Here is a 24239-nt window from a genome sequence, read left to right as displayed (position 1 = left end):
GAACCTTCCTCCCAGTTATCATAAGCTGCCTGGAGAAGAGTATGACGTCAGAAAAAGTGAAATCGTTCAATGGTTGATTCAACAGCCGTCAATTTTAGAATTCCTTTGGGATCAATTTAAGCAATCAGGAGAAATAGTCTACGACCCATCTACGGGTAAATGGCGCGGGGTTGATTACGACAACATCTGCCCTCACGATGTCACATGGGATGATTGCCTAGTTTGCAGGCACTAGGAGGAAATGATGACAACTGAATTTTTCATGCCAATGAAAAAAGTGCCGACCGTCACTCATCAGCAAAAACAGGTCACAGTCATAAATGACAAACCAGTGTTCTATGAGCCTGCCGAACTGAAAGCAGCCAGGGCGATGTTGATGGCTCACCTGGGTCAGAACGTGCCGCAGCGTACATATTCCCGGCCTGTTCGGTTGATTGTGAAGTGGTGCTTCCCGATCACAGGAAAGCATGGTGACGGCGAGTACAAGCACACGAAGCCCGATATCGACAATAGCCAGAAACTATTGTTTGACTGCATGACGGACCTGAGATTTTGGAAGGATGACGCGATGGTAGTCAGCCTGATCGCTGAAAAGTTTTGGGCTAGGCTCCCAGGAATCTATATCAAGATCGAAGAGGTATAGCCTATGAACTACAAAGCCTTTTTCGACGATGTCCTTGGGTGGATCCATCAGGCCAATCAAATAGCAGCTCAGTACGGGATGCACAGTGAGCAGTTCTGGGCTTGGGTGGCTGATTCGAGCGGTAAGCTATGTCAGAAGTATCAGAACCATCAGCTGGCTATAAAGCAAATGCTCATGCTCGTTGAATGGCTTGAAGGAGTGTATGAAAACATGAGGGAAAGGGGCTAAACGGATGAACACTGCATTGAACAACGATGTTGATGCGTTGGTTCGGAACACATTGCCATTCGTCCATCACATACTGAAAAATTATTACCCACCAGCCGGGTTTGATTATGATGACCTTTATCAGGTTGGATGCATTGGACTTGTCAAAGCAGCAAAAAAGTTCGATCCGTCCTTTGGCATTAAATTCACAACTTATGCAGGGCACTTTATCGAAAATGAGCTTAGGAGAATGATTCGCACCCAAAAGGCAGTGAAGAGATCCGGTGATGTCTTTTCAATGGATGGGACTGGCGATGAGGAAGAAGGATCACTGGCAGATCTGCTAGCAAACTTTGATTCGGTGGAAGAAGAGGTCGAAGCTAAATTGTTGTTCTCAGAGCTGATGCGCCAGGATCCAGACATCACCATGCTTGCTTTGCAGGGGTACACCCAGAAGGAAATTGGCTCGAAATTGGGGATCAGTCAGGTTCACGTTTCGCGGAAAATCCGAAAGTTGAAAAATGCTACAGCATCATTGTGCTGATTAAGCCAATGGTTACCAAAGCGAGATTTTTCGGACGATCTAGTAGCCGTGGGGATATCCGGTTTGGGCACAACGAAGAGGACACGATGCCGAGCGAAGTCATTACCTACAAGCTTTCACCGGTGGAAATGGCAAAGCTCTTGGAAGGGGATAAGAAATCAATGGGTGCTGCTACAAAAAGCAAAAGGGATTTGACAAAAGATGTCTATCTGAAATTGGTCAAGCAAGGCATGATCGATTCGCATATTCGTAAGGAATATGGGATATCCAACTGGAGAGCGTTGAAGCGATTGAAAGATGCCTGGGGGATTGCGGGGGACAGTGGGGCGAGTAAGGGAACGAAAGCCCCTGTTGTTCCTGCAGGCGTTACGCTGGAGCAGGTCATGACGAAGCTGAATGAAGTGGCCGCTGAACAGGCTGAAACAAAAAAACAGCTGAACGGGATCCATGAGATCCTCACTCAGCTGACGCAAAAGATAAATTCACCTGTTGATCAGTATATCCAAAACGGAGAAGAAAAATCTAACTCAGACAATTCAGCCGAACTGATTCGGGCGTTACTGAAAGAATTGCTTTGAAATAAAAAACGGTAATTGCGAGGAGGGGTTGAAGTGTCACCGATGGATCAAATAGTCGCTATAGCGCCACAACTACCTCGAGAAGTCCTGGACGACATCTATCGACGCATTGGTGATTGGCTTGCAAGCGGCGGGAGTGAAGACGATCCGTATATCGAGCAGCAGCTGCGGTATGCGAAAAGGTTTCTGATGACGTGATAGACACACAACAATCGATTTGATAAATGAAAGGGGTATGTAATATGGCAGGGGTAAAAGTAGATCGGGTATTGGTGCAAGGCACCGTGACATTTACTGTACGTTGCAATGATCTGATGGGGATGGTTACTCCTGAACAGGCGGCAGACGAGGATTTCATGAAAGACTGGTTTGAAGATAAAGCGTTCAAAATCATCGATTCTGCTGATGTAGAAGTGGAATACGACAATGAAGTACCAGTGTTGATCAGCGAAGAGACTGCCCAAAAGCATACTGATCAGGTAATCATCGATGATGACTGGATTGAAATCCGCTTAGAGCATCAAGCGAACGAAGGATCAGCTTAATTTAACTTTACTTTTGAGAACGATCTAGATAACAAGGGACGGTGAATACATGGAGACCATCCAGTCCTATCACGATCTTTGCAAGGAGATCGACATTTTCGAAATACGCATCAACGACCTGGAACGGGAGTATAAGTTCTGGTACCACGCATGCTTTAGCTCCAGCAGGAAAGTCTCCGTCCCGTTGAATGTTTGTCTCGATCGCATGGAAGTCATATGCGACCAGGTAGAGGCATACAGCACGATTCTTGAGGAGAAAGAGAAAACCAGAAAGTCAATCGAGGAACGCATGAATGAGTTTGATGGGCTGGAGTATAAGGTGCGGTATATGCGTGACGTGGAAGGAAAGACCCTGGCTGAGATAGCAGCTGATCTAGGTTATTCTTACGACTGGATCAAAAGGATAAGCAGCAGAACCAAGAGTACACCAAGAGTACACCGCGCTGTTGCAAAAGACGTGTTACGATGATAGCGTGAAGAAAAACGGACAAGCCACCTGATCGCTCAGGTGGTTTTTGTATGATACAAGTGCGGCAAAATGGTTAAGCTACCAGAAAAAAGGAGTGGTAATATGAGTCAGCAACTGGGGAGCACGCTTACAGATATCAGCACGAAATACTTGACGGAAGAACTAATGCGGCGTGAGGATGTATCTGCGATTACGTTGGAGCCATACGCCATAATGAAAATTACCGCTGGCAGCAATGAACGAGAGGTACAAGGGCCAGCGATCATTCTCATCAATCAGGACTAGACGCGGTTGTAGAGAGCATGTGTCTCCACCGATGCTGGCAACTACTGAACAGCGCAAAACAAACTCTAGTCTGCAACGCAAAAACTGGCGGTCTTTTATGCAGAGTTTTATGCACTTTTCCTAACGGGAAATAACGAAAAACGTTGATAAATCAACCTTGCATAAAAATGCATGAGTGATAAAAATCGAATGTACGTTTCTGAACCCTTGTAAACTCAATGTTTTCGGGGGTTTTTGTATTTTTCGTCTGAGTCCGATAGCGAGTATTATGTTAACCGGTTTTGAGGGCTTATGCATATCGTATGCACCGAAAGACAAGCCCATTTACCAGGCCAGAAGGCGGTGAGGTGACATGTAATGGCAAGAGAACGCAGCCCCAATCGGGAAAAGGCTTTTCAACTGTGGAGTGAGAGTGGCGGCACACGGATGCTGAAAGACATCGCGACCTCTTTAGGTGTTTCCGATGCCTTAATCCGTAAGTGGAAAAAGGCTGACAACTGGGACGGCTTGACGAATGGTTACGTAACCAATGCGAATAGTCACGTAACCGATGATTCGAATGGTCACGTAACTGTTGGTCACGAGCCAGAGGAGACGAAGCCTCAACGGGGCAAAGGGGCCCCAAAGGGAAATCAATACGCCAAGGGAAACAGCGGCGGTGCGGCTCCTAGAGGAAACTCCAATGCTGTGAAGCACGGCTTGTTTCGAAAGTTTCTTCCGGACGACGAAGAAACGAGGGAAATCTACGACAACGTAGGCCAGGTCAATCCCCTCGATTTGCTTTTTGAGGCAATCCAAATCAAAGTTACCTCGATCGTCCGGGCCCAAAAGATCATGTTTGTCCGCGATCAGGATGACGAAACAAAAGTGTTAAAGCGTGAGAAGCGTACTGACACTGGCTGGGAAGATGAGTATGAGCTGCAGCATGCTTGGGACAAACAGGCTTCGTTTCTTCAGGCGCAGGCCCGGGCCATGGCTACTCTAACATCAATGATTCGTCAATACGAGGAGATGTGTAGGTTAGGGTTTGCAGATGAGGAGCAGCAACTGCGGATCCAGAAGCTGAAAGCTGAGGTCAAAGCACTCGATAACCCTGCGGGGGAGGGTGGACAAAGTGGGCTGGATCAGCTCGCGGAAGTCATTGCAAAAAGCGCGGCAGCGATTCAAGGTGATACGTGATGGAGTTCCAACTATTCGGCGAAAAAATCACGAGGTTCATTTTAAATCCGATCGAAAAAGACGCAAGGATCAATATTCTTGAAGGTTCAGTCCGCAGTGGCAAAACTGTAGGTATGATCCCAAAGTGGATAAATTATATCAAGCACGGACCTAAAGGCTTATTAGTCATTACTGGCATATCGAAAGAGACGATCTATGATAACGTCTTGCAAGATTTGTTCGACACCGTCGGAACTGACAGCTATAAATACAATCACCAAACCGGACTCATTCAGATGTTTGGCCGAAAGATCAAAGTCATCGGGGCCAAGGACGAGGGATCAGAGAAGTACCTTCGTGGTAAGACATTGGCCGGAGCTTACTGTGACGAGCTAACGTTGATGCCGGAGAAGTTTTTCAAGCAGCTGCTCAACAGGTTGTCGGTCAAAGGCGCGAAGCTCTACGGCACGACAAACCCAGATCACCCTTACCATTATCTCTACACCGAGTACATCACGGATGAGAAAAAGCTCAAAAGTGGCATGATCAAGGTGTATCACTTTGAGCTGGATGACAATCCGAACCTGGACGAAGAGTACAAAACATTCATCCGTAGTGCCTACACTGGGTTTTGGTATTTACGCATGATCGAGGGCAAGTGGGTTGTCGCACAAGGCGCAATTTACGATATGTGGGACAAGGATTTAAACACATTCGACGACAGTGACCTTATACCTGGTTTCAAAAGCCTGGCTCAACGATACATAGCCATTGACGTAGGGACGCAAAATGCGATGGTGTATTTAGATTGCTGGGACGATGGAGACACGGTATGGATTTTGGATGAGTATTATTACGATGGACGAGCAACAGGACGGCAAAAGGAAAATGCTGAATACGCAGATGACCTCGAAAAGTTCATCGGCGACGACTACCCCATGTCTGTGATAGTGGACCCATCTGCAGCTAGTTTTAAGACGACGATGCGACGTAGAGGTCTGCGGATTAAGGACGCCGATAACGAAGTCCTGGAAGGGATTCGGATGATGTCCACGATGATCGCGAAGCGCAAATTGCGTGTGCACCGCGAAAAATGCCCCAATTTCCTCAAAGAGATTGCCGGGTATGTCTGGGATGAGAAGGCGGTGCTAAGAGGTGTAGAACAACCGCTGAAACATGCGGATCACTGTATGGATGCTTGCCGGTATTTTGTGAAGACGATCGTTAAGCCGAGAAGGCTCGAGGGCTAAAAGGAAGGAGGATGACAAGTGAGCAAACGTAGTCGCAAATTTGGAAAGGACTCGAGACAACCTCCTGCTAAACACAAACAAGAGACACCAGAGCCCAAGTTGCCTCGTGGACTGACGACGGATGCCTTTCAGAACGTTCTCGCACGGCTGGGGCATGGCACACCCAACCTCATGGAAGGCACCGAGTATCCGTTGACCCGCCTTACTCAGAACTATCAACTCATGAACAGTCTGTATCGAAGCCACTGGATCGTCAGAAAGATCATTGACACGATACCGGAGGACATGACTCGGAACTGGATCACAATTTCGACACAGCTGCCTCCAGATGAGATCCGGAAGCTAGACAAGGTATGGCGTGTCCGTAGGGTTAGGCAAAAGATCCTCGAGGGATTGAAATGGGGAAGGCTTTACGGCGGGGCTGTTGGGCTGATCATGATTGAGGGGCACGATGATATTCTTCATCAGGCTTTGGACTTCGATATGATCATGCCAGGTGCATTTAAGGGCTTGATCATTCTGGATCGCTGGTCCGGTGTATATCCCAGCGCTGAATTGGTGGACGACATCGATGACCCTGAGTTTGGGCTACCTGAGTCCTATCAGGTTACCCTTGACGGGGGCCAGACGATGCTAGTTCACCACAGCCGTATTGTCCGCTTCACTGGACGCGAGATGCCTTACTTGGAGAAGCTCGCAGAGACCTATTGGGGAGCTTCCGAAGTTGAGGTCGTGTTTGATGAGCTGAAAAAACGGGATAATACATCCTGGAATATTGCCCAGCTCATTTTCCTAGCCAATCTCCGTGTGATGAAGAGCGAAGACCTGGGGGAAATGCTGGCAATCGGAGACCAGCGCATGCAAACGGATATTTACAATACTCTCCAGGCGCAGAACTGGCTTATGTCCAATATGGGACTGCACTTGATTGGCAAAAACGATGAATTTCAAACACACCAGTACACGTTCTCAGGTCTGAACGATATTTACGAGAGTTTCATGCTGGATATCGCGGGGGCGAGTCAGATTCCGGTCACGAAGCTATTCGGTAGGGCACCTGCGGGCATGAATGCGACTGGTGAATCAGACATGCAGAACTACTATGAAGTTGTCCAGCAGCAGCAAGAGTCCGTGCTAGGCCTAGTGATCGATAAGCTGTTGCCTGTTATGTGCATGTCGGAGTTCGGGGCAATACCCGATGACCTGGACTATACCTTTAACCCGATCCGCACTCCTGATGACAAAGAAGTAGCCGATCTTGCTGAAAAGAAAACACAGTCGATTTTGGAAGTGTACAATGCGGGCCTTATCACCCAAAAGGTCGCTTTGAAAGAATTGAAGCAGCTCTCCGATTCGACAGGGATGTTTAGTAATATCACTGACGCAGACATCGAAGAAGCTGTCAACAACACCCATCAAGGTGAATTAGGGTTTGGTGGTGGATTAGGATATGGCGAAAGCGAGATCACTCTGGGCTCCGAAGAGACGAATCGAGCAAGCTTATCGCAAAGCGATTCAAGAGGTGTTACGAAATTTAGGAGAGTCCTTGACCGGATTAGAAGACGTCTCCGAAATGATTAGTAGAATCAGGGATTATACCTATGATCCACGATTCATTGAGTACGCAGAAGCTGAAGCTTTGAAAATGGTTACCCACCTGTTTACTGACGCGGGTCGTACCTGGAGGCAGGCTGCAAAACGTAACAGCATGGGGCGACTCATATTTGAGGCCATGCAAGAGGAAATGCGAGGACCGATCGGCCGGTCTATCCGACTTCAAGCCGAAAGGAATGCAGCAATTATCAAGTCGCTTCCGCTCGACGTGGCAAAGCAGGTAAATGAGCATGTCTTGCGCGAGGCTATGAAGGGTACACGAGCAAGCGAGATCGCAGAACAGATCAAGGTATTTTTTCCGGAGGCTTCAAAAGCAAAGGCAAACGTGATTGCCAGGACGGAGGTCAGCAAAACCTCTACTGCGCTTACTCAGGCTCGCTGCGAATATGTAGGGGCCGATTGGTACATATGGCGTACAAGCGAGGATGCCCGCGTCCGTGACTCACACAAGCTTATGGATGACGTAATCGTGAAATGGAGCGATCCTCCGAGTCCGGAGAAACTGGATGGCGCGAAGCGTGCCTTTGGCCATTACCATGCTGGAGAGATCTTTAACTGCAGGTGCTATACGGAGCCCGTTCTTGATCTAGACCAGTTTACTTGGCCTGCAAAGGTGTATTACGGCGGGCGAATCCAGCGCATGACGCGCAAACAATTCCAAAAGATTGCTTGAATTTGAAGCCTATTAATCGGCTTCTTTTTTATTGATTGAGAGGAGGTGAAAAGAATACATGAGAGCATATTACGGTTCTCGGTTCAGCCCAAACATGACAGAGACTCCAGAGGGGTTTCTAATTTGCCACAACGTACCCATTGCCCGGACAGGCTGGTATGAGTATCTTGGGGAAGAAATCGGCGCAGACGATCAGCGAGGAAAGATCGTGAAGGTGTACCGGAGCCCGGAGGAAGTATTCAGCCCTGCGGCGATTGCCAGCTTTGAAGGAAAGGTCCTGACTGATGAGCACCCGCACGAGGCAGTCTCACCTGACAACGCTACTCGATACACCAGGGGCGTTGTCCAGAACGTTAGACCAGGTTCAGGAAGTGATGGGGATCTTCTTTTAGCTGACCTGGTTGTCTATGACCAAACCCTGATCAACGAGATCCGGGACGGAAAGCGTGAAGTCTCTTGCGGCTATGATTGCGCGTACTTGGTAGCCGAGGACGGAACATATCAACAGGTGCAAATCTGTGGAAACCATGTCGCTGTCGTGAAAAGTGGACGGGCAGGTGACCGCGTTGCAATAAAAGATTCGAAGAAAATCGATCCGAAAGGGGATAAAAGCATGGCGAAAAAGATTGTATTACCGAAAAAGACAAAATCGCGTGTGACTGACTTGCTGGCGGCAATCGGCTTGAAGCAATTTGCTACTGACGCGGAGCCAGAAGACATCAAAGAGGCGGTTGACGCACTCGTTGAGGAAAGAGGCGGCGAAGACGAAGATCCGGCAGAGCCTGCCAAAGGGGCAGCGACTGACACACAGGACCCTGCAGTCGCAGCACTTACTGAACAGGTAGCTAAGCTTACTGAAATTGTTACTCAGCTGGCTCAGAACAATAAGCCTGCTGCAAGTCCAGAGGATGCAATTGACGCAGCTATCGCGGAACTGGAAAAGGAAAACAGTGGAGCAGCTTCAGATGACGAAGAGGAAAGCCACACGATACCAGTTGAGCAAATGGACGAAGATGGTCCTGTGACTGATCCAGAAGATCGTCCGCAGAGTGCTTTGACCGGTGACAATGCCTATAAGATTCAGGCCTTGCGTGCCATCAAGCCCATTCTCGCAGCGATTCCGGATCCAGCGGAACGAAAACGAGCAACCGATGCTGCAATCGCTAGTATCAAGAGCAGGCCAGCTAAAAACACTTACGCAGCGATCAAGCCAAAGAAGCCGGCAGCGGACACCAAAGCGATTGATCGACAACAGCAAATCGCTAATCTCGGACGAGAGATCGCGAAGAAGCACAATCCCCACTACAAGGATCGCTCTTAAAGAGCGCAAGAAAGGATGGATGAACAATGCCAGGAAAGGTAATTGGGAAATCTCTAAACCTCGGATATGCAGGAACCGTCTCCCGCAGTGCTGACGCCATTATTTCAAGTCGAATGGTTAAAGAAGCGGATACTGACCCTATCAATTTTGGTGAGGCTGTCGTTTTGAACGGAGACAACACTTTTTCCAAGTTTGGCGCTGACGGCACAGCAGCGACTTTCGCCGGAGTTGCCGTCCGTGAAGTGAAGCAAACCACGGACTACTTTGCTTCCCAAGGTTACTATTCGCCTGGGCATACGTGTGACGTAATCGAGCGTGGCTCTGTGACCGTTGTCTGCAATGTTGGAACGCCTACCGCAGGCGGGGATGTATACGTAAGGGTCGCGGCCAATGCCGCTATCCCAACCGGTGTGATCGGCGGGTTCGAAGCAGCAGCCGATGGCTCGAATACTGTTAAACTCACCGGGGTTAAATGGAAAACAGGCAAGCTTGATCCAAATAAAGTTGCTGAGATCACAATTCTGTCGCGGAACAATCCGTAAGAGGGGGATGAACATACATGAATGCACCGAAAGCACCTATGGCAAGAAAAGTGCACACAATTGACGGGATGGGGCCATCCATGGTGATGAATGACGCTGCGATCGGCACCGGCATGGCCTTCCTAGTCGGGGAGCTGGAGAAGCGTGATCCGCGCCTCCTGGAGCCACTGAGCAGCGTTACTTGGATGCGTGACATCGTGTCCAAGACCGGTGGCGGATGGGTAGATTTCACTTCCAACCAATTCGTTGATTATGCTACTACCGGCGGAAATGATGACGGCATTATCGGCGGCGAGACCAACGATATTCCGGTCATGCAGGCAAATGCGACCAAAGATGTGTACAAGGTGTTCAACTTTGCGAATATCTTGAAGGTTCCGTTCGTGGACCAGCAAAAGCTCCAAAACATTGGACGCAGTCTGGACGACATCTTGGATAAAGGGATTCGCCTGAACTACAACAAGTCCATCGACAACATCGTCTACAACGGCGTGCCTCGAGCAGGAGTGTACGGGCTCGTTAACAGTCCGGACATCACGGCAGCTGCTGTTGTTAACGGAGCATCTGGGCAATCCAAATGGAACAAGAAGACTCCTGATGAGATTCTGGCCGACATTAATGCGATTATTACGGATACCTGGGCGGCATCTGAGTACGATCTGACCGGGATGGCAAACCATATTCTGATCCCGCCGCAACAGTACGCATACCTGGTTGGAACAAAAGTGAGTGAGGCCGGTAACGTATCTATTCTGCAATTCCTGCTGGATAACAACATCGGCAAGAACCAGGGTATCGATCTCACGATTGCCCCGTCTCGCTGGTGCACAGGGGCGGGCACTGGTGGCACGGATCGGATGGTTGCATACGTCAACGATGAAGACCGAGTGAACTTTGACCTGACAGTCCCATTGAGCCGCGTCATGACACAGTCGCAAGTGACGGAAATGGCCTATTTGACGGCTTACGCTGCACAGATCGGGCAAGTCAAGTTCTTGTATACTCAATGCGCGCGCTATGGCGACGGCATTTAAGGAGGACCACTACTATGCGTATCTTCTCGAAAAGATCTTTCCAGTTCGACCATCCTGCAGGCCAAGAACCTGCGGTGGTCATCCAATCACAAAACTTCGCTGACGTACCAGGTTGGGTGGCAGCCTCTGCGATGTTCAAACTTGCAAGCAAAACTGGCGATGTCACTGTAATTGAAAACAAGCACGATGAAAAAGCGGCTGAGACTGGCGCTAAATCGAAGAGTGCAGCGGAGAAAAAAGCGGAAGAGCAAGCCCAAAAGGAAGCGGCAGCGAAGGCCGCAGCTGAGGCTGACCAATCACAATAAAGCAGGTGGGCGTGCATGTCGATCGCAAATGATGGAACTATGAGCGCTGCAGGAATCACAGGGGTTGCGTCCAACGTAAGGACCGGAAGCAACCCTGCTTTCACGTTTGATGACTTCATCGAGATTTACCCGCAATTCGGCCCAAACACCGGACAGGAATATGTAATCCCTCAAGCGATCGTGCAAATGTACATCGATCTTGCGGACGCATGCATCAAAGAGGCGCGTTGGCGCTCCTACTGGAAAGTAGCGATGGGGTGGTTTGTGGCTCACTTCTGCACGATGTATTTACAAGGCACGGCCGACCCTGACAGTGGAGCTGCTGGGGTCTTGCAAGCAGGTCGAGCACGCGGCTTGATCACCTCGAAGTCAGCAGGAGACGTGTCTGTGAGTACAGATTACTCCATGGTGGCCCAAGACTTGGAAGGCTGGGCATCGTGGAAGCTTACAACGTATGGGCAGCAGCTTGCGACGATTGGTCGGGTAGTAGGAAAAGGCGGAATGTACGTCTACTAGAGGTGACTGACTATGTTTAGTGCACTGGCAAAAGTAACTTCTAGGATCGATAAAACAAATGATCTTAAGAAAATAGTGGATAGCTTAGCGAAAAAGCAGGTGTACGTAGGCATCCCGGAAGGCAGCGACCGACCAGAAGCACAGGGAGAGCCTATTACCAATGCCCAACTGCTTTATGCCCACACGCTCGGTATCCGTCAGAAGGAAATGCGTGACGAGATGAATCCAAAGGTAGAAAGCGGCAAGATGCCATACAGTAAAGCTTACCAAATGTGGATTCAGTCGCACGGGTCGCCACTTTGGAAATCACCGCCGCGCCCGGTGCTTGAACCTGCTATTGAGCATAACAAGGACGTGATTGCCAAGCAGCTGCGGAAAGTTTCAGAGGTTGCCTTGGACGGCGGGGATCCAGAACCAGAGTTGAACAAGGCCGGTCTACTGGGACAAAATGCTGCTAGAGGTTGGTTTACCGACCCAGCAAACGGATGGCCGCCAAACTCTCCAATTACAGAAGAGAGAAAAGGCAGTGACAAACCACTGATAGATACAGGTGATCTCCGTAAAGCGATCACGTATGTAGTGAAAGGATGACCGGAACATGATCGATGTCAGTGAAGTGATCACAGACCCTGATTTTGCGCAGGCGTATGTGGTACATCGAAGATCAGACTCCTGGACAGCAGGCCGTACATTATCTTCAGAGGCACCGATCAAGATGGTCGGAGTCATTACCGTCGCTGATGCTAAGACGTTGAATCAACTACCGGAGGGTGACCGAGTAACGGGCTTGATGTGCTTCTACGCTACTAAGGAGCTGTTTACGACCAGTGACCAGGGAACATCCGATCAGATCGAATGGCGAGGAGAAAGGTACCGCGTGAAGCAAGTATTCCCATACGGCGACTATGGGTACTACAAAGCAATCGGAGAGAGAATGGCGGGTGATTAAATGGCAGATTCGGTACTTTCGCTCTCAGAGATTGAGGATATCTTCTGGAATTGCACAATCCGGAATCTCGGCCTTAATCCTGTAGACAAGGACAGCCAGAAGCGGATTCGTATTGGATACCCGACAGAAGGCGCTCCTGCATGGAAGCGTACCGAGAATGTCGGGTTTATTCTTGTCTCGCTTGCTAACGATCCGGTCGCACAGCAAATAGAGATGAGCTATAAAAATGCCAGCTCTACAACGATTGACCAGGTCTCCAGCTATACGCGAGTCATCCAAGTGGCGTGGACCTTTTACGGCCCCAGCAGCTTTGATGACGCTGATCGGGTCCGCGTTGGACTTTTCAGAAGTCCCCTGTCATTTGCACCGTTGCATCTGGTTACAGATGTCCCCTCTCCCGTTCGATTACCAGAATTGTTCGGCGGTCAGTGGTGGGAGAGGTCATCTTTCTCCGCTCGCTTTAACGAAAAAGTTGTCCGCAGCTCTGCGATCAACTACATCGATTCAGCAGATGTGCAAGTAATTCCAAATAGATAAGAAAGGCTGGTGTTTTTCTTGGCACAGTCTCTTGATGATATCGTCAAGGTAAATGTCACGGTATCGCCTTTGTCGCAGAGCGCCGGGACATTCAATATTGGTTTGATTGTCGGAGGATCCAACATCATCCCTGTTGCAGACAGGGTACGAATCTACAATGGGACCGCAGACATGTTGGAAAACGGCTGGACTGGAGAAGAACCCGAGTTTGAGGCGGCTACGCTTTATTTCAGCCAAAACCCATCGCCACCTAAAGTGGCCATTGGTAAATGGGACAATTCAGCTGAGAGTGAAGAGTCAGTCGATGAAGCTGTGGCGGCTTGCCGGGCTGCAAATAACGAATGGTACGGTTGTTATGTCGTAGATGCTACAGCCGCAGATATCGAGGCGGTTGCCGCTGTTGTAGAGCCTATGATCCCTTCAACGGCATACTTCTACTCAACAGCAGATCCCAATGTGAAAGCGGGCGCTCCAGGAAACATCATGGAGACATTGAAAGGCAAAGCGTACAAACGCTCCTTTGGTCAATACAGCACAACTCCGCATGCTGCTGCAGCTGCCTTGGGATATGCGATGGGAGCAAATACGGGTCTTGCAAACTCGGCGTATACGATGGCGTACAAAACGCTTGTCGGCGTGACACCAGAGTCCCTCTCCACTACCGAAGTGAAAACAATCCTAGGGCTGAACGGAAACGTCTACACGAACTACGGCGCCAGCTATAAGCTACTCGTTCAAGGGACTATGGCTGACGGCACCCATTTCGATGAGGTGCTTAACCTGGACATGCTCAAAGCGGAGATTCAGATTGGGGCGACGAACGCACTCGTAAATTCCGCTAAGATTCCGCAGACTGAAGACGGCCTGTCGCTACTGATTAGTGCGATCGAGGAGCAATGTGAGAAATCGGCTAATCGGGGGGCGATCGCTCCAGGAGTGTGGAAGGCGGCACCGGTTATGTCTTTACAAACGGGAGACACGTTATCCAAGGGATATCTGGTTTTGCCAGGAAGGATTGCAGATCAGTCACAGGATGAACGGGATGACCGAAAAGCGCCCCCGATCTACGTGCCAGTAAAAATGGCAGGCGCAATTGAACACGTTGTTATTGGTGTCACCGTTAATCGATAGGGAAGGAGGGATTGGAAGTGTCCTACACAACGTATAGCTTTGCTGATGTGTCCATGGTCATTAGTCACCCCTCGGTTGGGCAGTTTGTGGCGACGGGGGCTGGCCTCGGTAGTATTTCTACGGCGATGGCGCAGGATCGTTCCGCACACGACCTCTCTGCCGATGGGAGCGTAATGGTAAGTAAAATTAAAGGCCGAAATGGTAACCATACGATTTCTGTCCAGCAAACGTCTGAGCTCAATAAATGGCTCCTGAAACTCTACAACTATCTTGAGCAGGCACCTACATCGGAGTGGGCCGGGATCAAAATCACAATCCGAGCCTCCGCGATGCAGGACCTGATCCGTTCAACAGGCGTTTCGTTTCAGAAGCTTCCGGACAAACCGTTCCAGGCCCAAGGGCAACAAGTCTCATGGGTGCTGATGGCGGCAGATATCGACCAGACAGTAGCCTAATATAATTCCAGATGGAGCCCACCCGGCTCTATTTTCATTTGAGGAGGAGACTCTACATGCAACCACGTATGAGCTATAAAGATGTCGAAGTGAATGGTCGGAAGTTTCGGGTGAAGAAGTTTCCGGCTCGAGTCGGCTCTTTCATGATTATTAAGTTAACGGCCATCCTGGCTCCTATGCTAGCTTCGATCAAGCCGAGCCCATCAGCTAAGTCAGTGGAGGATGTTAATCTGGAGAACCTTGATATCACAGGCATTATGGGGCATCTCAGCAGCGTTTCTGAAAAAGATTTCACCTACATCCAAGATCAGGCGCTCCGTGTGTGCTTCGAGTTACTGCCTGCTGGGCCTGCACGGGTCATAAACGAAGACGGATCATTCGGCATAGAAGACATCGAAGACGACACGGCGACAATCATGGCGCTTACTGTCCATGCGCTGGGATTCAATCTATCAAGTTTTTTTCAAGGCAGCGGCCTCCATGGTCTGGTGGCGGGCTTGATTTCATCCCGGCAAGGTTAGAAAACGTGGATGAATTTCTATTCGCGCCGGTATTAGGCGGGCTTTGGGTGCACAGTGATGTGGTCAGAGACGTGTTTGATATCGATGACCTGCTGGACGCACACGAAATCATGGAAGTAAGAGCGGAGAACAAGCGAAGAGCAGAAGCTGCTGCCAGACTATAGGAAAGGGGGATGCCTGGATGATCGACGTAATCAAAGAGTATTTGGTTTCGCTAGGAATGTCGGTTGATAGAAAGTCTTTTGACGATGCTGGCAAGACGATTGAAACCGTAGAAAAAACAGTCAAAAGCTTTGCTGGATCGACGATCAAGGGATTTGCGGTTGCGGGTGCAGCGATTGTAAGTGCTTTGGCAAGTGCAAGCATTGGGATCTCTGTCTTTCTTGGTAGTCTGGCGAAAGCTGATCTGGAGAACGAGAAGTTTGCACGCAAGATGTGGCTATCCAAGGACGCGGCAGCTGAACTGAACTATACGTTGAAAGCCATGGGCGCTACGGTGGAGGACCTGTATCTTAGCCCGGAGCTATTGAGGAACTTTCAGCAACTCCGCTCTACCATCAGGGAAATGAAGCCCCCTCCCGAATTTCAGGATCAGATGAAATCCATCCGTTCCATTCAATTTGAATTCCAACGATTGCGGTTGGAGGCAGCATATGCTCTCCAATGGGTTGGCTTTTATCTGTACAAATACCTGGAAGGACCGATTAAGGGGATCAAGGGCGGCCTCCAGGGCTTTAATGACGCGATCATAAAAGGCATGCCCCAATGGACCAAAAACGTTGCTCAATTCGTCAGTTGGATTGCCCGACTAGGCATAGCGTTAATGAAGGGGGGCAGGGATGTCCTACACTTTTTCTCGAAACTTGGTGATCATATACCGGATAAGCTAAAACTGATCGGCGCGGCTCTGATAGCTCTTGGGCTCATCATTAAGACAGGTCCAATTGGCATAGCCTTTGCCCTGTTCACTGGGCTTTTGCTACTGCTCGACGACTTCTACACCTATCTGGAAGGCGGAGAGAGTGCCTTCGCTCCTCTGTGGAAAAAACTCCTGGAAGTCTACAAAACGCTGAAAGATACCGGAGCCATCGACAGATGGGGAAAGGCGTTCGATAAAGCCCTTCGCACGATCAGGGACTGGATAAAAATTGCCGGGGATTGGCTCCAGCAGCTTTTCAGTAAGTTCCAGGAGCGAGGATATCTCGATGCATTTGTAGGGGCATGGTCCTCGGCATTTGATCTTTTGTATAAGATCGTAAAAGAGCTTTGGGACTGGGTAGTTTCCTTCTTCAAGGATTTGAATGATGAGGGGATATTATCAGGGCTTGTAGATTCTTTGATTTCCCTCGGGAAAGAAGTTTATAGCACTATTTCTTGGGTGGCGGATCTAGTTTCTGCATTCCTAGAAATACAGCAAGTGCAAGACGTCCTGGAGGGAATCGGGAATATCCTTTCAGGCTCTTTAAAGATGGCGCTTGAAACGATTAAGCTTAACATCGATAACGTGGTAAACGCAATCAAATTGGCACGCGCATGGCTATCAGATGATGAGAATGGCGTACAAGAAGCCTTGCAGGAGAGAAAGGAGCTCACGGAGAAGGCGAAGGATCGAGCATCCTACTACGGCAACAAAATCAGTGAAGGCTTATCGTATCTGTTCGTAGACCAGAACGGATCAAATCCGTTCCTGTCCGATGAAAAACAATCAGACAAGCTGAATTCCAGCGTAAACAATTTGCCTAAGGGGATGGAACCCTCGTTCAAAAAGGCAATGAATGAATCGGAGCTCGTGAAAGGTTTTCGTAACTTCAATCAAGACTTGAAAACAGGATTTAGCTATTTAGCAGCGGCAATCAATCCGGACGTTTTTAAGCAGTTTCAGGATATGAGCATGGCTGGGATCCCGAGTAGTTATATGTATTCCAATACTGCGACATCCAATCAAACGATCATCCAGAATGAAAATAAACCGGTATTCTACATCACCAGCACTGATCCAAAAGGGGCAGCGCAAGAGGTGGGACATGAGTGGAACGGTATGAATATCCGCAACATGAAAGCCATTTACGGATAAGAGGGGGATACCATGGCAATCAATCCGATTTTGGATCTTAATTCCCAGCCAATCGCTTCCCTGGTTTACCTCAAAACGAATATAGGCGGCTGGTTCTTTGATGCCTTTCTACGCTCTACCCATACCAGCCGCCTCAATATTACTCAGCACCCTGTACAAACGGGGGCCGCGTTGACCGACCATGCGTTTCTCCAGCCGAAAGAGCTGACGATGGAGATCGGAATGTCAGATACGGCTTCCAGTCTGATTCCTGGTCAATTCACAGGCGGCTGGAGCCGGTCTGTGCAGGCGTTTAAGGTGCTACAAGAGCTCCAAGCTTTACGCGTGCCCTTGCAGGTGCACACGAGGCTCGGATTGTATCAAAACATGCTTATCGAGGAGATTTCAGCTCCGGACGATTTCACCACTTTGTTAGGGCTAAGGTGTACGGTCACGCTGAGGGAGATTATCGTGGCACAGGTGAAGACGGTCAAGATTAGTACCAATCCTGCAGTGACGGATCGGGCGAATAGAGGTAAGCAAGAGCCATTACAGAATCAAAGCGTAATAGTGGAGATGGGATTAAAAAAACTGTTGGGGGGTTAATAAGGTGGCAGCAGTATTACTACCAATACGACCATCAATGAATCAAAAATTCACTTGTACACTCCCAGTCAGAAACCAAAATATTACACTGGAAATTTCATTGACATATAATCAACGAGAAGAGTATTGGTTTATCGCTATTTCAGATCACACAACCGGTATAATGCTGATCGATTCCCTCCCGTTAATAGCAGGAACATACCCAGCCGCAAACCTGCTAGGGCCGTACGAATATCTTGGGATTGGTAGTGCAGCAATTGTCTCAGCGAATGGCGATGACTCAACACCCACTTTTGAGTCTTTAGGAAAAGAACATTTCGTGATCTGGTATGACAATCTTTCGTGAGTATTAAGGGCGAGCATTGGTTAGATTCCTGTTTGTTACAAAATTCGACAAAAAAATTAAACGTTATATGCTAGCATACAGGAAAATCCATCTGGTGGTGTTAAAATGAAAAAAATTCTTTATGCAGTAGTTCTAATGCTTTGTTTTACGATCTTCGCTTCACCAACGAGTGCCAATACTAATAATCCCGCGCAGGCAACAACTGCTCAGATTCCGGATAGTATAAAAACCCTAACAGAGTTAGGCGATTATATCCAGTCAAACGGAATTGTTAAAACATATTCAGATTACAGAGATTTCATGGAAAAAAATAAACCTTTTGTCCAAAAACTGAGCCCCAATCTCATCGACTATGGATTCACATTTCGTTTGTACGCAGAAACGAATACACCGATGAGAGATGATGGGCTAATTAAGATCACACATGATTACGGGGTGAAAGAAGCCAAACTCTGGGTAGTCCCCTTCATAATTTCGAATAATAGCGATGAAAAAGTAGAAATCAGCAAAGAGAGTTTTGCTCTGGTACCAAGATATATACCAGATGGCAATGGGTTGTATCCACTTGCTATCGGACCTGAATATATAATGGACGGTTCGAAAGAAGTTGGATACAGAAAGATACTGGGGGCATTCGAGATTCCACCGAAAAATGAAGTGCATCTAAATGCAGTTTTCTATGTTTTCCCTACCACGTCAGAGCAATCTGTAAATCTGAGGGTATATGACGGAAAAGACCATACTGACATAAACATTGCAAAACAATAATGATCGGCTTTGTTAAAGCGCTCCTACTAGGGGCGTTTTTCTTTTTGCCTCAACCGATGGGGGGAGAAACTTTGGCAGAACATATCAAAAACATCGCCACGTATGAAGCGCAATATCAAGGAGTGGATGCTGCCATAGTCTTGGCTACTCTGGAGGCAGAAACGAACTTCACCAATAAAACGGGAGACAGTGGAAACGCATTAGGGCCAGGGCAAGTTTGGCCGAAGTGGCATAACGATGCCTTCATCACACAAGCCAATCGCTTCCGCTTACGATGGCCCGATTCGCATCAGGAACGAACGAACTTGGTGCTGAGCAACGATCACTTTGCCACGGCAGTTGCGACGATGGTCATTGCCCGAACATGGAAAGCGGTAAACGGTGATTTCCGTAAATTCTCCGAGAAATACGTTGGCCCCAGGATTCCTGACTCCGACTACATAAGGCGCTTAAAGATATATCAAAAGTACGCCGGGGGAAACGTGGTTCCCTCGTCGTATACTCCTGGTGGAAGCACAGATGGAAACAGCAGCAGCGATATGGGGTCGAGTGGACTTACAGCAAGCCCAATAAATGATGTTGTTCTACCGGAGACAAACTACGGCGTTGTTGCAAACAGCCAGAAATATGGGAACGTCTTATATGGTCGGAAATATCGAGTGCTGGTATCCAATGGAAAAGGAACCGCGCTGGATGTTTCAGACCTACGCTGCGCGTTCAGCGTTTATAAAACCATGATGCAGCCGCAATTTTCAACCGTGACCATCTTCAACCTGAACGCGGAAACGGAAAACCAGATCATCAACGAAGGCGATAGGGTAATTGTAGAAGCCGGGTATGAGGGAGAACAGTATGGACTCATTTTTGTCGGGGATGTCGTCCAGCCGATCCGGGGGAAAGAGGACGGCGTGACATACAAACTCACGCTTAATTCGATCGATAGCGACCGAGCTCTGAATTTTGGTTTTGTCGGTTTTTCAGTAGCGAAGGGCCAAACTGCTCGGGACCAGGTGAATCAAATTGCTGCTAAGGCAAGCATACCCTCTCAGTTAGGGTCGATCTCAGAAGGGCTGAGTTCGGCTAAGCTCACTCGTGGGAAAGTTTTCTTCGGTGCTACGAAAGATTATCTACGCCAATTATCGCAGTCAAATGCCGCTACGTTTTATATGGAGGATGGGAAGGTCAACATCATCCAGGCACCAGATTTCCTTAAAGACGAGATCGTCGATTTATCCCCCGAATCAGGATTGATCGGTACGCCGGTACAAAGCGACTTTGGGGTTAAATTTAAGTGTTTGATAAATCCGCGTTTAAGGCTCAATTCGCTCGTGCGGATCAATAATAGCCAAATCCAAGCGCAAACGTTTCAGGTAGGCCAGATCCCTCGAGCTCTCGACGCAGAAGGAATTTACCGGATTGTCGAGTTACAAAACCATGGAGATACTCACTCTGATGACTGGTATACAGAGGCAACGTGTGTATCACAGGCGGGAGGCGTCATACCCGGGTTGATGTCGTCAATGGGTTCGAATATGTGGAGGGGATAGCGAGATGGGAGTACCGGTCGATGAACGCCTCGAGAAGAGTGAACTAGAATTTTACAATATTTTGGTGGATAGGATTTTCAGTACCTTAAGAGTCTGCGTACCTGGAATCATTCAGGAGTTTGATCCAACGTCGCAGACAGCAACAGTAAAAGTGGCAATTCGTGAACAGGTAAGACAAGAGAATCTGGAATACAAGTGGACGGAGATTCCGCTGTTGTTGGACGTCCCTGTTGTTTTCCCGCGGGGCGGCGGGTATGTTCTTACCTTTCCAGTCAAGCAAGGAGATGAGTGCCTAGTCGTCTTCTCTGATATGTGCATAGATGCTTGGTTTTCCTTGGGGGGCATACAAAACCAGATCGAGAAGCGCCGACATGATTTATCGGATGCAATCGCCATACCTGGATTGTGGAGCCAGCCAAGGGTGTTGAAAGATTACTCTACAAAACATGTGGAGCTCCGAAACGAGGACAGAAACCAATTTATTCGCATCAAAGAGGGGGCGATCGATTTAGTTGCCCCCTCGGTCCGTGTAAACGGGGTGAATATGACGACACAGGAAGCGTACAGCGAATGGATCGACGGGGGAGGGAAGGTTGACGAATGAGATATCGACCCATGCTTAACGGCGACTACACCATCGGTAGATCGTTTCTAACTCAGGCTGCAGCTGTTCGTCAAGCGATCTATACGCGATTAAAGCTCTTGCAGGCAGAATGGTGGGAGCAACAAGACGATGGTCTCCCTCTCTTCCAGAACATTCTTGGATCTCGTGGGCACCCAGATAACCTTCAAGCGGTTGATCTATTGGTTCATGCTCGAATTATTGAGACGCCTCGTGTATCCCAAATTAGCGATTTCCGCAGCTCTTACGAAAATCGGATGTATTCGTTTGAGTGTAGAGTAGAGACAGACTTTGGAGAAACGATTTCTGTATCTACGAATCTCGGCATGGAGGTGAGTTGATTTCATGGCTTATTTTGCACCATATATTGATGAGTCAGGTTACCATATGCCTTCGTATACAGACATCCGGGACGATTTGATAAGTCAAGCTAAGCAGATATTCGGCCAGGACATCTATCTGGGGAACGACAGCCAAGACTACCAGTTCATTTCTGCAATCGCAAACAAGCTCTATGATTCGTACCTTACATGCCAAGCAGTTTACAACAGCCGTGGGCCATCTACCGCAATCGGGACAGGGCTGGATGTGATCGTAGGGATAAACGGGATCAAACGTCTAAAAAAGGACTATTCGAAAGCGCCCGTAATTCTCACAGGCACCCCGAACGCTTTCATTACGGGAGGAATTGTTTCTGGTACGGATGGTACCCAGTGGTCGCTACCCTCATCTGTTACGATCGGATCGAACGGGACTTATTCGACTACAGCAACTTGTTTGACGCCAGGGCCTATTATGGCTGCACCGGGTACCATTACAGGCATCGTTACACCTACTTTAGGATGGACGAGCGTGACAAACCCAGAGCCAGCTACACCAGGTCGAGACACGGAAGAAGATCCGCAGTTGAAAGCGAGACAAGCCATTAGTACGGCTAATCCGAGCAGGACGGTTTTAGAGGGAATAAAAGGCGGCATAGCTGCGGTTAGTGGAGTAACCCGATACGAGGTGTATGAAAACGACTCAAGCGAAGAAAATGAAATGGGGCATCCACCTCACTCCATTACGGCAGTGATTGAAGGGGGAGATGAGCAGGCTATTGCCCAGTCCATCTTTGTCAGGAAAACACCAGGATGCAACACGAACGGGACGACGACAGCAGTGGTCCAAGACATCTATAGTGATGAGTCTACGCCCATTCGATTCTATCGGCCAAGCTACATTGACGTATCTGTGGTCGTTCAGGTGAAAAAACTGAATGGGTTCACCAGCCAAACGGCGGACGATATCGCGGGTTACATTGCTGACTACCTTAATAGCATGTCTCTCGGTAATAGCAGCTTGATTGTTTCTAGCCTGTGGGGGGCCGCACTACAAGCAAACAGGATTTTAACAAGCCCAACCTTCTCGATTGTAAGCCTGACTGCAGCTCGTCCTGGAGAAGAGCAGAGCTCAGCAGACATCCCGCTGGCATTTTTTGAAGCCGTTCGAGGTGCAACGGAAAATGTAACCGTGAATGTCATAGCTTAGAAAGGAGACGGATACGATGGCGATTGAATCTTATCTCGATCTCGTTACCTCGCAGCATCGTGACAAAGAGAAGTTCATCCGATGGTTGAGCGCGGTGCTTGAAAAAGCTGACGACGCCGAAAATGTAGCATCCAGCATTCCTAATGCTTTTCACATCGAGAACGCAGTCGGCGCCCAGCTAAATATACTAGGTGATTTGGTGGGCAGATCGAGATACCTGCCTTTTCAATTGGCGGACGGGACGTCACCTATTTTGGACGATCACAATTACCGTGTCGCCTTAAAAGCAAAGATTGCCCAGAACCAGTGGGACGGCACGCTGCCCCAAATCTATGAATTGTGGTCAGATTTGTTCCCCGAGGCACGATTGAGAATCAAGGACAACCAGGATATGACCATGAAGGCAACGATTCGAGGGGAACTCGGGCTGCAAAGTATTGAGCTCGTGACGCTGGGATACATTCTTCCAAAACCCTCTGGCGTGCAGCTGAATATTGCATGGGAATCTGAACTAGACCGAGTGGACTCTATTGGAATATCTGTTACACTGCGAGACACGGTTGTCCTTGCCTGTGGTGCACCAATAGATTAGCTTTCCTTGAAAGGGGGAATTGAAGTGGCTTTATACGGACAAATGGTCGTCACGCGACTAGGGCAGGTTCTTTACGCCAAAGGACAAGTAGGAGAGCCGATCGTTTATACACGGATGCGTATCGGATCCGGCAGCTTCTCGGGAGATCCAAAGAGCCTGACCGAATTGGTTCAACCTTTTGCTGATGTTCCAATCACTTCGTTTTCAGTAACGGACCAAACCGCCCATATCAAAGGCGTCTTCCAAAATACCGATATTGCTCAAATCACATACTCTTGTGAGATCGGGCTGTATGCGCGGGATCCTGACTACGGAGAGATCCTGTATGCTTATGCGAATGCAGGCAGCAACGGGGATTATATTCCGCCAATCACAGCTGGGCCTTTTTCTCGGGAGTTCCAACTCAACGTTGCAATCGGGAGTGCGAATCAGGTCACGGTTAACATCCCTTCTACTGCTTTTGTAACCATTTCTGACTTTGAAAATCATGTAAATGACGAAAGCATACACATGCCGAGAGTCGAAATCGAGTCGAAATTTACAGCTTTAGACGTACGCGTACAAGCACTCGAATCCTCCATGGCGAATGACCTTCGAGACAATTTGTTCTCTTTTGATTTCGCCTCAACATTGGGGCTGCTAATCGACGCAGGGTGGGTTGACCAGGCCAATGCGAGGCTGGTGATCAAATGATAGGGAAAATGAGGAAACCTGCCGATAACGGCCATTTACGATAGGAAAGGGGGAGGAACATGCCTAGTATTACACTTAATAGAACAAACTCCGTGACGAGAGACACTTACCTTTCGAGCGCGGCGCCTACTAGCACCTATATCGGCGTAAACCCAATTGACGTCGGTACTAATGATATCGGGTACATTTCGAGAGCGTTGGTATT

At 48.7% G+C, this 24239-nt stretch carries 34 protein-coding genes; all 34 read left to right on the top strand.

The window, feature by feature from the left end; translation table 11 throughout:
• Positions 1–244: 244 nt before the first annotated feature.
• The 34 genes from EDM55_RS20045 (at position 245) to EDM55_RS19890 (ending at position 24034) form a co-directional block, all read left to right on the top strand.
• A complete protein-coding gene (locus tag EDM55_RS20045; RefSeq protein ID WP_122961197.1) occupies positions 245–643 on the top strand; it encodes a RusA family crossover junction endodeoxyribonuclease in 399 nt (132 codons plus the stop codon).
• Between the two features lie 3 nt (positions 644–646).
• Positions 647–871, top strand: coding sequence for a hypothetical protein (locus EDM55_RS20040; RefSeq protein ID WP_122961196.1), 225 nt, complete (start codon positions 647–649; stop codon positions 869–871).
• Between the two features lie 4 nt (positions 872–875).
• Positions 876–1394 carry a sigma-70 family RNA polymerase sigma factor gene (locus tag EDM55_RS20035; RefSeq protein ID WP_122961195.1) on the top strand — a complete coding sequence of 173 codons (519 nt, stop codon included), beginning with the start codon at positions 876–878 and terminating at the stop codon, positions 1392–1394.
• Positions 1395–1480: 86 nt separating this feature from the next.
• Positions 1481–1972: a hypothetical protein gene (locus tag EDM55_RS20030; protein WP_122961194.1), complete on the top strand. Its 492-nt coding sequence runs from the start codon at positions 1481–1483 to the stop codon at positions 1970–1972.
• A 42-nt stretch (positions 1973–2014) separates the two neighbouring features.
• The gene (locus EDM55_RS30385; RefSeq protein WP_373863368.1) at positions 2015–2170 is read left to right on the top strand and encodes a DUF6877 family protein; all 156 of its coding nucleotides are present in this window, start codon (positions 2015–2017) and stop codon (positions 2168–2170) included.
• A 44-nt stretch (positions 2171–2214) separates the two neighbouring features.
• On the top strand, positions 2215–2517 hold the full coding sequence (locus EDM55_RS20025; RefSeq protein ID WP_122961193.1) for a hypothetical protein: 303 nt from the start codon (positions 2215–2217) through the stop codon (positions 2515–2517).
• 49 nt (positions 2518–2566) lie between these two features.
• Positions 2567–2986, top strand: coding sequence for a sigma-70 RNA polymerase sigma factor region 4 domain-containing protein (locus EDM55_RS20020; RefSeq protein WP_122961192.1), 420 nt, complete (start codon positions 2567–2569; stop codon positions 2984–2986).
• Between the two features lie 102 nt (positions 2987–3088).
• Positions 3089–3271, top strand: a complete 183-nt coding sequence (locus tag EDM55_RS20015; protein WP_122961191.1) for a BC1881 family protein — start codon at positions 3089–3091, stop codon at positions 3269–3271.
• Between the two features lie 357 nt (positions 3272–3628).
• Positions 3629–4450, top strand: coding sequence for a phage terminase small subunit (terS, locus tag EDM55_RS20010; protein WP_122961190.1), 822 nt, complete (start codon positions 3629–3631; stop codon positions 4448–4450).
• Positions 4450–5679 carry a PBSX family phage terminase large subunit gene (locus EDM55_RS20005; RefSeq protein WP_122961189.1) on the top strand — a complete coding sequence of 410 codons (1230 nt, stop codon included), beginning with the start codon at positions 4450–4452 and terminating at the stop codon, positions 5677–5679. Before terS ends, EDM55_RS20005 begins: the two co-directional genes overlap by 1 nt.
• An 18-nt stretch (positions 5680–5697) precedes the next feature.
• On the top strand, positions 5698–7260 hold the full coding sequence (locus EDM55_RS20000) for a phage portal protein (RefSeq protein ID WP_218033717.1): 1563 nt from the start codon (positions 5698–5700) through the stop codon (positions 7258–7260).
• Positions 7253–7966, top strand: a complete 714-nt coding sequence (locus EDM55_RS19995) for a phage head morphogenesis protein (protein ID WP_218033718.1) — start codon at positions 7253–7255, stop codon at positions 7964–7966. The genes EDM55_RS20000 and EDM55_RS19995 overlap by 8 nt, the downstream gene beginning before the upstream one ends.
• Positions 7967–8024: 58 nt before the next feature.
• Entirely contained in the window at positions 8025–9287 is a 1263-nt protein-coding gene (locus tag EDM55_RS19990; protein ID WP_122961187.1) for a DUF2213 domain-containing protein, read from the top strand.
• Positions 9288–9313: 26 nt separating this feature from the next.
• A complete protein-coding gene (locus EDM55_RS19985; protein ID WP_122961186.1) occupies positions 9314–9829 on the top strand; it encodes a structural cement protein Gp24 in 516 nt (171 codons plus the stop codon).
• Positions 9830–9846: 17 nt separating this feature from the next.
• Positions 9847–10863: a DUF2184 domain-containing protein gene (locus tag EDM55_RS19980; RefSeq protein ID WP_218033720.1), complete on the top strand. Its 1017-nt coding sequence runs from the start codon at positions 9847–9849 to the stop codon at positions 10861–10863.
• A 14-nt stretch (positions 10864–10877) separates the two neighbouring features.
• The gene (locus EDM55_RS19975) at positions 10878–11168 is read left to right on the top strand and encodes a hypothetical protein (RefSeq protein WP_122961185.1); all 291 of its coding nucleotides are present in this window, start codon (positions 10878–10880) and stop codon (positions 11166–11168) included.
• Positions 11169–11183: 15 nt separating this feature from the next.
• Positions 11184–11684, top strand: coding sequence for a DUF4054 domain-containing protein (locus EDM55_RS19970; protein WP_218033721.1), 501 nt, complete (start codon positions 11184–11186; stop codon positions 11682–11684).
• A 12-nt stretch (positions 11685–11696) separates the two neighbouring features.
• Positions 11697–12275 (top strand): phage virion morphogenesis protein, encoded by a 579-nt coding sequence (locus EDM55_RS19965; RefSeq protein WP_122961184.1) that lies wholly within the window; start codon positions 11697–11699, stop codon positions 12273–12275.
• Positions 12276–12282: 7 nt separating this feature from the next.
• Positions 12283–12633: a hypothetical protein gene (locus tag EDM55_RS19960; protein ID WP_122961183.1), complete on the top strand. Its 351-nt coding sequence runs from the start codon at positions 12283–12285 to the stop codon at positions 12631–12633.
• Entirely contained in the window at positions 12634–13170 is a 537-nt protein-coding gene (locus tag EDM55_RS19955) for a phage neck terminator protein (RefSeq protein ID WP_122961182.1), read from the top strand.
• A gap of 18 nt (positions 13171–13188) precedes the next feature.
• Positions 13189–14301, top strand: a complete 1113-nt coding sequence (locus EDM55_RS19950; protein ID WP_122961266.1) for a DUF3383 family protein — start codon at positions 13189–13191, stop codon at positions 14299–14301.
• 17 nt (positions 14302–14318) lie between these two features.
• Positions 14319–14756 (top strand): tail tube family protein, encoded by a 438-nt coding sequence (locus tag EDM55_RS19945; protein WP_218033722.1) that lies wholly within the window; start codon positions 14319–14321, stop codon positions 14754–14756.
• Positions 14757–14812: 56 nt separating this feature from the next.
• Positions 14813–15277: a phage tail assembly chaperone gene (locus tag EDM55_RS19940; RefSeq protein ID WP_122961180.1), complete on the top strand. Its 465-nt coding sequence runs from the start codon at positions 14813–14815 to the stop codon at positions 15275–15277.
• A 5-nt stretch (positions 15278–15282) separates the two neighbouring features.
• Positions 15283–15441: a hypothetical protein gene (locus EDM55_RS30380; protein ID WP_170184497.1), complete on the top strand. Its 159-nt coding sequence runs from the start codon at positions 15283–15285 to the stop codon at positions 15439–15441.
• Positions 15442–15458: 17 nt separating this feature from the next.
• The gene (locus EDM55_RS19935; RefSeq protein ID WP_122961179.1) at positions 15459–17351 is read left to right on the top strand and encodes a hypothetical protein; all 1893 of its coding nucleotides are present in this window, start codon (positions 15459–15461) and stop codon (positions 17349–17351) included.
• Between the two features lie 12 nt (positions 17352–17363).
• Entirely contained in the window at positions 17364–17936 is a 573-nt protein-coding gene (locus EDM55_RS19930; RefSeq protein WP_218033723.1) for a phage baseplate protein, read from the top strand.
• Between the two features lie 4 nt (positions 17937–17940).
• Complete coding sequence (locus tag EDM55_RS19925) at positions 17941–18282, top strand: phage baseplate plug family protein (RefSeq protein ID WP_141296002.1); 342 nt, start codon at positions 17941–17943, stop codon at positions 18280–18282.
• Positions 18283–18387: 105 nt separating this feature from the next.
• Entirely contained in the window at positions 18388–19050 is a 663-nt protein-coding gene (locus EDM55_RS19920) for a hypothetical protein (protein ID WP_122961177.1), read from the top strand.
• A gap of 71 nt (positions 19051–19121) precedes the next feature.
• The gene (locus EDM55_RS19915; RefSeq protein WP_141296005.1) at positions 19122–20597 is read left to right on the top strand and encodes a phage protein; all 1476 of its coding nucleotides are present in this window, start codon (positions 19122–19124) and stop codon (positions 20595–20597) included.
• A 4-nt stretch (positions 20598–20601) separates the two neighbouring features.
• On the top strand, positions 20602–21201 hold the full coding sequence (locus EDM55_RS19910; RefSeq protein ID WP_122961175.1) for a Gp138 family membrane-puncturing spike protein: 600 nt from the start codon (positions 20602–20604) through the stop codon (positions 21199–21201).
• Complete coding sequence (locus EDM55_RS19905) at positions 21198–21560, top strand: contractile injection system sheath initiator (RefSeq protein ID WP_122961174.1); 363 nt, start codon at positions 21198–21200, stop codon at positions 21558–21560. Before EDM55_RS19910 ends, EDM55_RS19905 begins: the two co-directional genes overlap by 4 nt.
• A 4-nt stretch (positions 21561–21564) precedes the next feature.
• A complete protein-coding gene (locus EDM55_RS19900; RefSeq protein ID WP_122961173.1) occupies positions 21565–22749 on the top strand; it encodes a baseplate J/gp47 family protein in 1185 nt (394 codons plus the stop codon).
• Between the two features lie 16 nt (positions 22750–22765).
• Positions 22766–23341 carry a baseplate wedge 1 family protein gene (locus EDM55_RS19895; protein WP_122961172.1) on the top strand — a complete coding sequence of 192 codons (576 nt, stop codon included), beginning with the start codon at positions 22766–22768 and terminating at the stop codon, positions 23339–23341.
• 24 nt (positions 23342–23365) lie between these two features.
• A complete protein-coding gene (locus tag EDM55_RS19890) occupies positions 23366–24034 on the top strand; it encodes a hypothetical protein (RefSeq protein WP_122961171.1) in 669 nt (222 codons plus the stop codon).
• The last annotated feature ends 205 nt before the right edge of the window (positions 24035–24239 follow it).

The sequence above is a fragment of the Brevibacillus centrosporus genome, assembly GCF_003710815.1.
GTDB lineage: Bacteria > Bacillota > Bacilli > Brevibacillales > Brevibacillaceae > Brevibacillus > Brevibacillus centrosporus.
This window is presented reverse-complemented; position numbering and strand designations above follow the sequence as displayed.

Coding starts and splice junctions, on each gene's coding strand:
- EDM55_RS20045 (WP_122961197.1), top strand. CDS start 245: ATGACAACTGAATTTTTCATGCCAATGAAAAAAGTGCCGACCGTCACT.
- EDM55_RS20040 (WP_122961196.1), top strand. CDS start 647: ATGAACTACAAAGCCTTTTTCGACGATGTCCTTGGGTGGATCCATCAG.
- EDM55_RS20035 (WP_122961195.1), top strand. CDS start 876: ATGAACACTGCATTGAACAACGATGTTGATGCGTTGGTTCGGAACACA.
- EDM55_RS20030 (WP_122961194.1), top strand. CDS start 1,481: ATGCCGAGCGAAGTCATTACCTACAAGCTTTCACCGGTGGAAATGGCA.
- EDM55_RS30385 (WP_373863368.1), top strand. CDS start 2,015: ATGGATCAAATAGTCGCTATAGCGCCACAACTACCTCGAGAAGTCCTG.
- EDM55_RS20025 (WP_122961193.1), top strand. CDS start 2,215: ATGGCAGGGGTAAAAGTAGATCGGGTATTGGTGCAAGGCACCGTGACA.
- EDM55_RS20020 (WP_122961192.1), top strand. CDS start 2,567: ATGGAGACCATCCAGTCCTATCACGATCTTTGCAAGGAGATCGACATT.
- EDM55_RS20015 (WP_122961191.1), top strand. CDS start 3,089: ATGAGTCAGCAACTGGGGAGCACGCTTACAGATATCAGCACGAAATAC.
- terS (WP_122961190.1), top strand. CDS start 3,629: ATGGCAAGAGAACGCAGCCCCAATCGGGAAAAGGCTTTTCAACTGTGG.
- EDM55_RS20005 (WP_122961189.1), top strand. CDS start 4,450: ATGGAGTTCCAACTATTCGGCGAAAAAATCACGAGGTTCATTTTAAAT.
- EDM55_RS19995 (WP_218033718.1), top strand. CDS start 7,253: ATGATTAGTAGAATCAGGGATTATACCTATGATCCACGATTCATTGAG.
- EDM55_RS19990 (WP_122961187.1), top strand. CDS start 8,025: ATGAGAGCATATTACGGTTCTCGGTTCAGCCCAAACATGACAGAGACT.
- EDM55_RS19985 (WP_122961186.1), top strand. CDS start 9,314: ATGCCAGGAAAGGTAATTGGGAAATCTCTAAACCTCGGATATGCAGGA.
- EDM55_RS19980 (WP_218033720.1), top strand. CDS start 9,847: ATGAATGCACCGAAAGCACCTATGGCAAGAAAAGTGCACACAATTGAC.
- EDM55_RS19975 (WP_122961185.1), top strand. CDS start 10,878: ATGCGTATCTTCTCGAAAAGATCTTTCCAGTTCGACCATCCTGCAGGC.
- EDM55_RS19970 (WP_218033721.1), top strand. CDS start 11,184: ATGTCGATCGCAAATGATGGAACTATGAGCGCTGCAGGAATCACAGGG.
- EDM55_RS19965 (WP_122961184.1), top strand. CDS start 11,697: ATGTTTAGTGCACTGGCAAAAGTAACTTCTAGGATCGATAAAACAAAT.
- EDM55_RS19960 (WP_122961183.1), top strand. CDS start 12,283: ATGATCGATGTCAGTGAAGTGATCACAGACCCTGATTTTGCGCAGGCG.
- EDM55_RS19955 (WP_122961182.1), top strand. CDS start 12,634: ATGGCAGATTCGGTACTTTCGCTCTCAGAGATTGAGGATATCTTCTGG.
- EDM55_RS19940 (WP_122961180.1), top strand. CDS start 14,813: ATGCAACCACGTATGAGCTATAAAGATGTCGAAGTGAATGGTCGGAAG.
- EDM55_RS19935 (WP_122961179.1), top strand. CDS start 15,459: ATGATCGACGTAATCAAAGAGTATTTGGTTTCGCTAGGAATGTCGGTT.
- EDM55_RS19930 (WP_218033723.1), top strand. CDS start 17,364: ATGGCAATCAATCCGATTTTGGATCTTAATTCCCAGCCAATCGCTTCC.
- EDM55_RS19920 (WP_122961177.1), top strand. CDS start 18,388: ATGAAAAAAATTCTTTATGCAGTAGTTCTAATGCTTTGTTTTACGATC.
- EDM55_RS19910 (WP_122961175.1), top strand. CDS start 20,602: ATGGGAGTACCGGTCGATGAACGCCTCGAGAAGAGTGAACTAGAATTT.
- EDM55_RS19905 (WP_122961174.1), top strand. CDS start 21,198: ATGAGATATCGACCCATGCTTAACGGCGACTACACCATCGGTAGATCG.
- EDM55_RS19900 (WP_122961173.1), top strand. CDS start 21,565: ATGGCTTATTTTGCACCATATATTGATGAGTCAGGTTACCATATGCCT.
- EDM55_RS19895 (WP_122961172.1), top strand. CDS start 22,766: ATGGCGATTGAATCTTATCTCGATCTCGTTACCTCGCAGCATCGTGAC.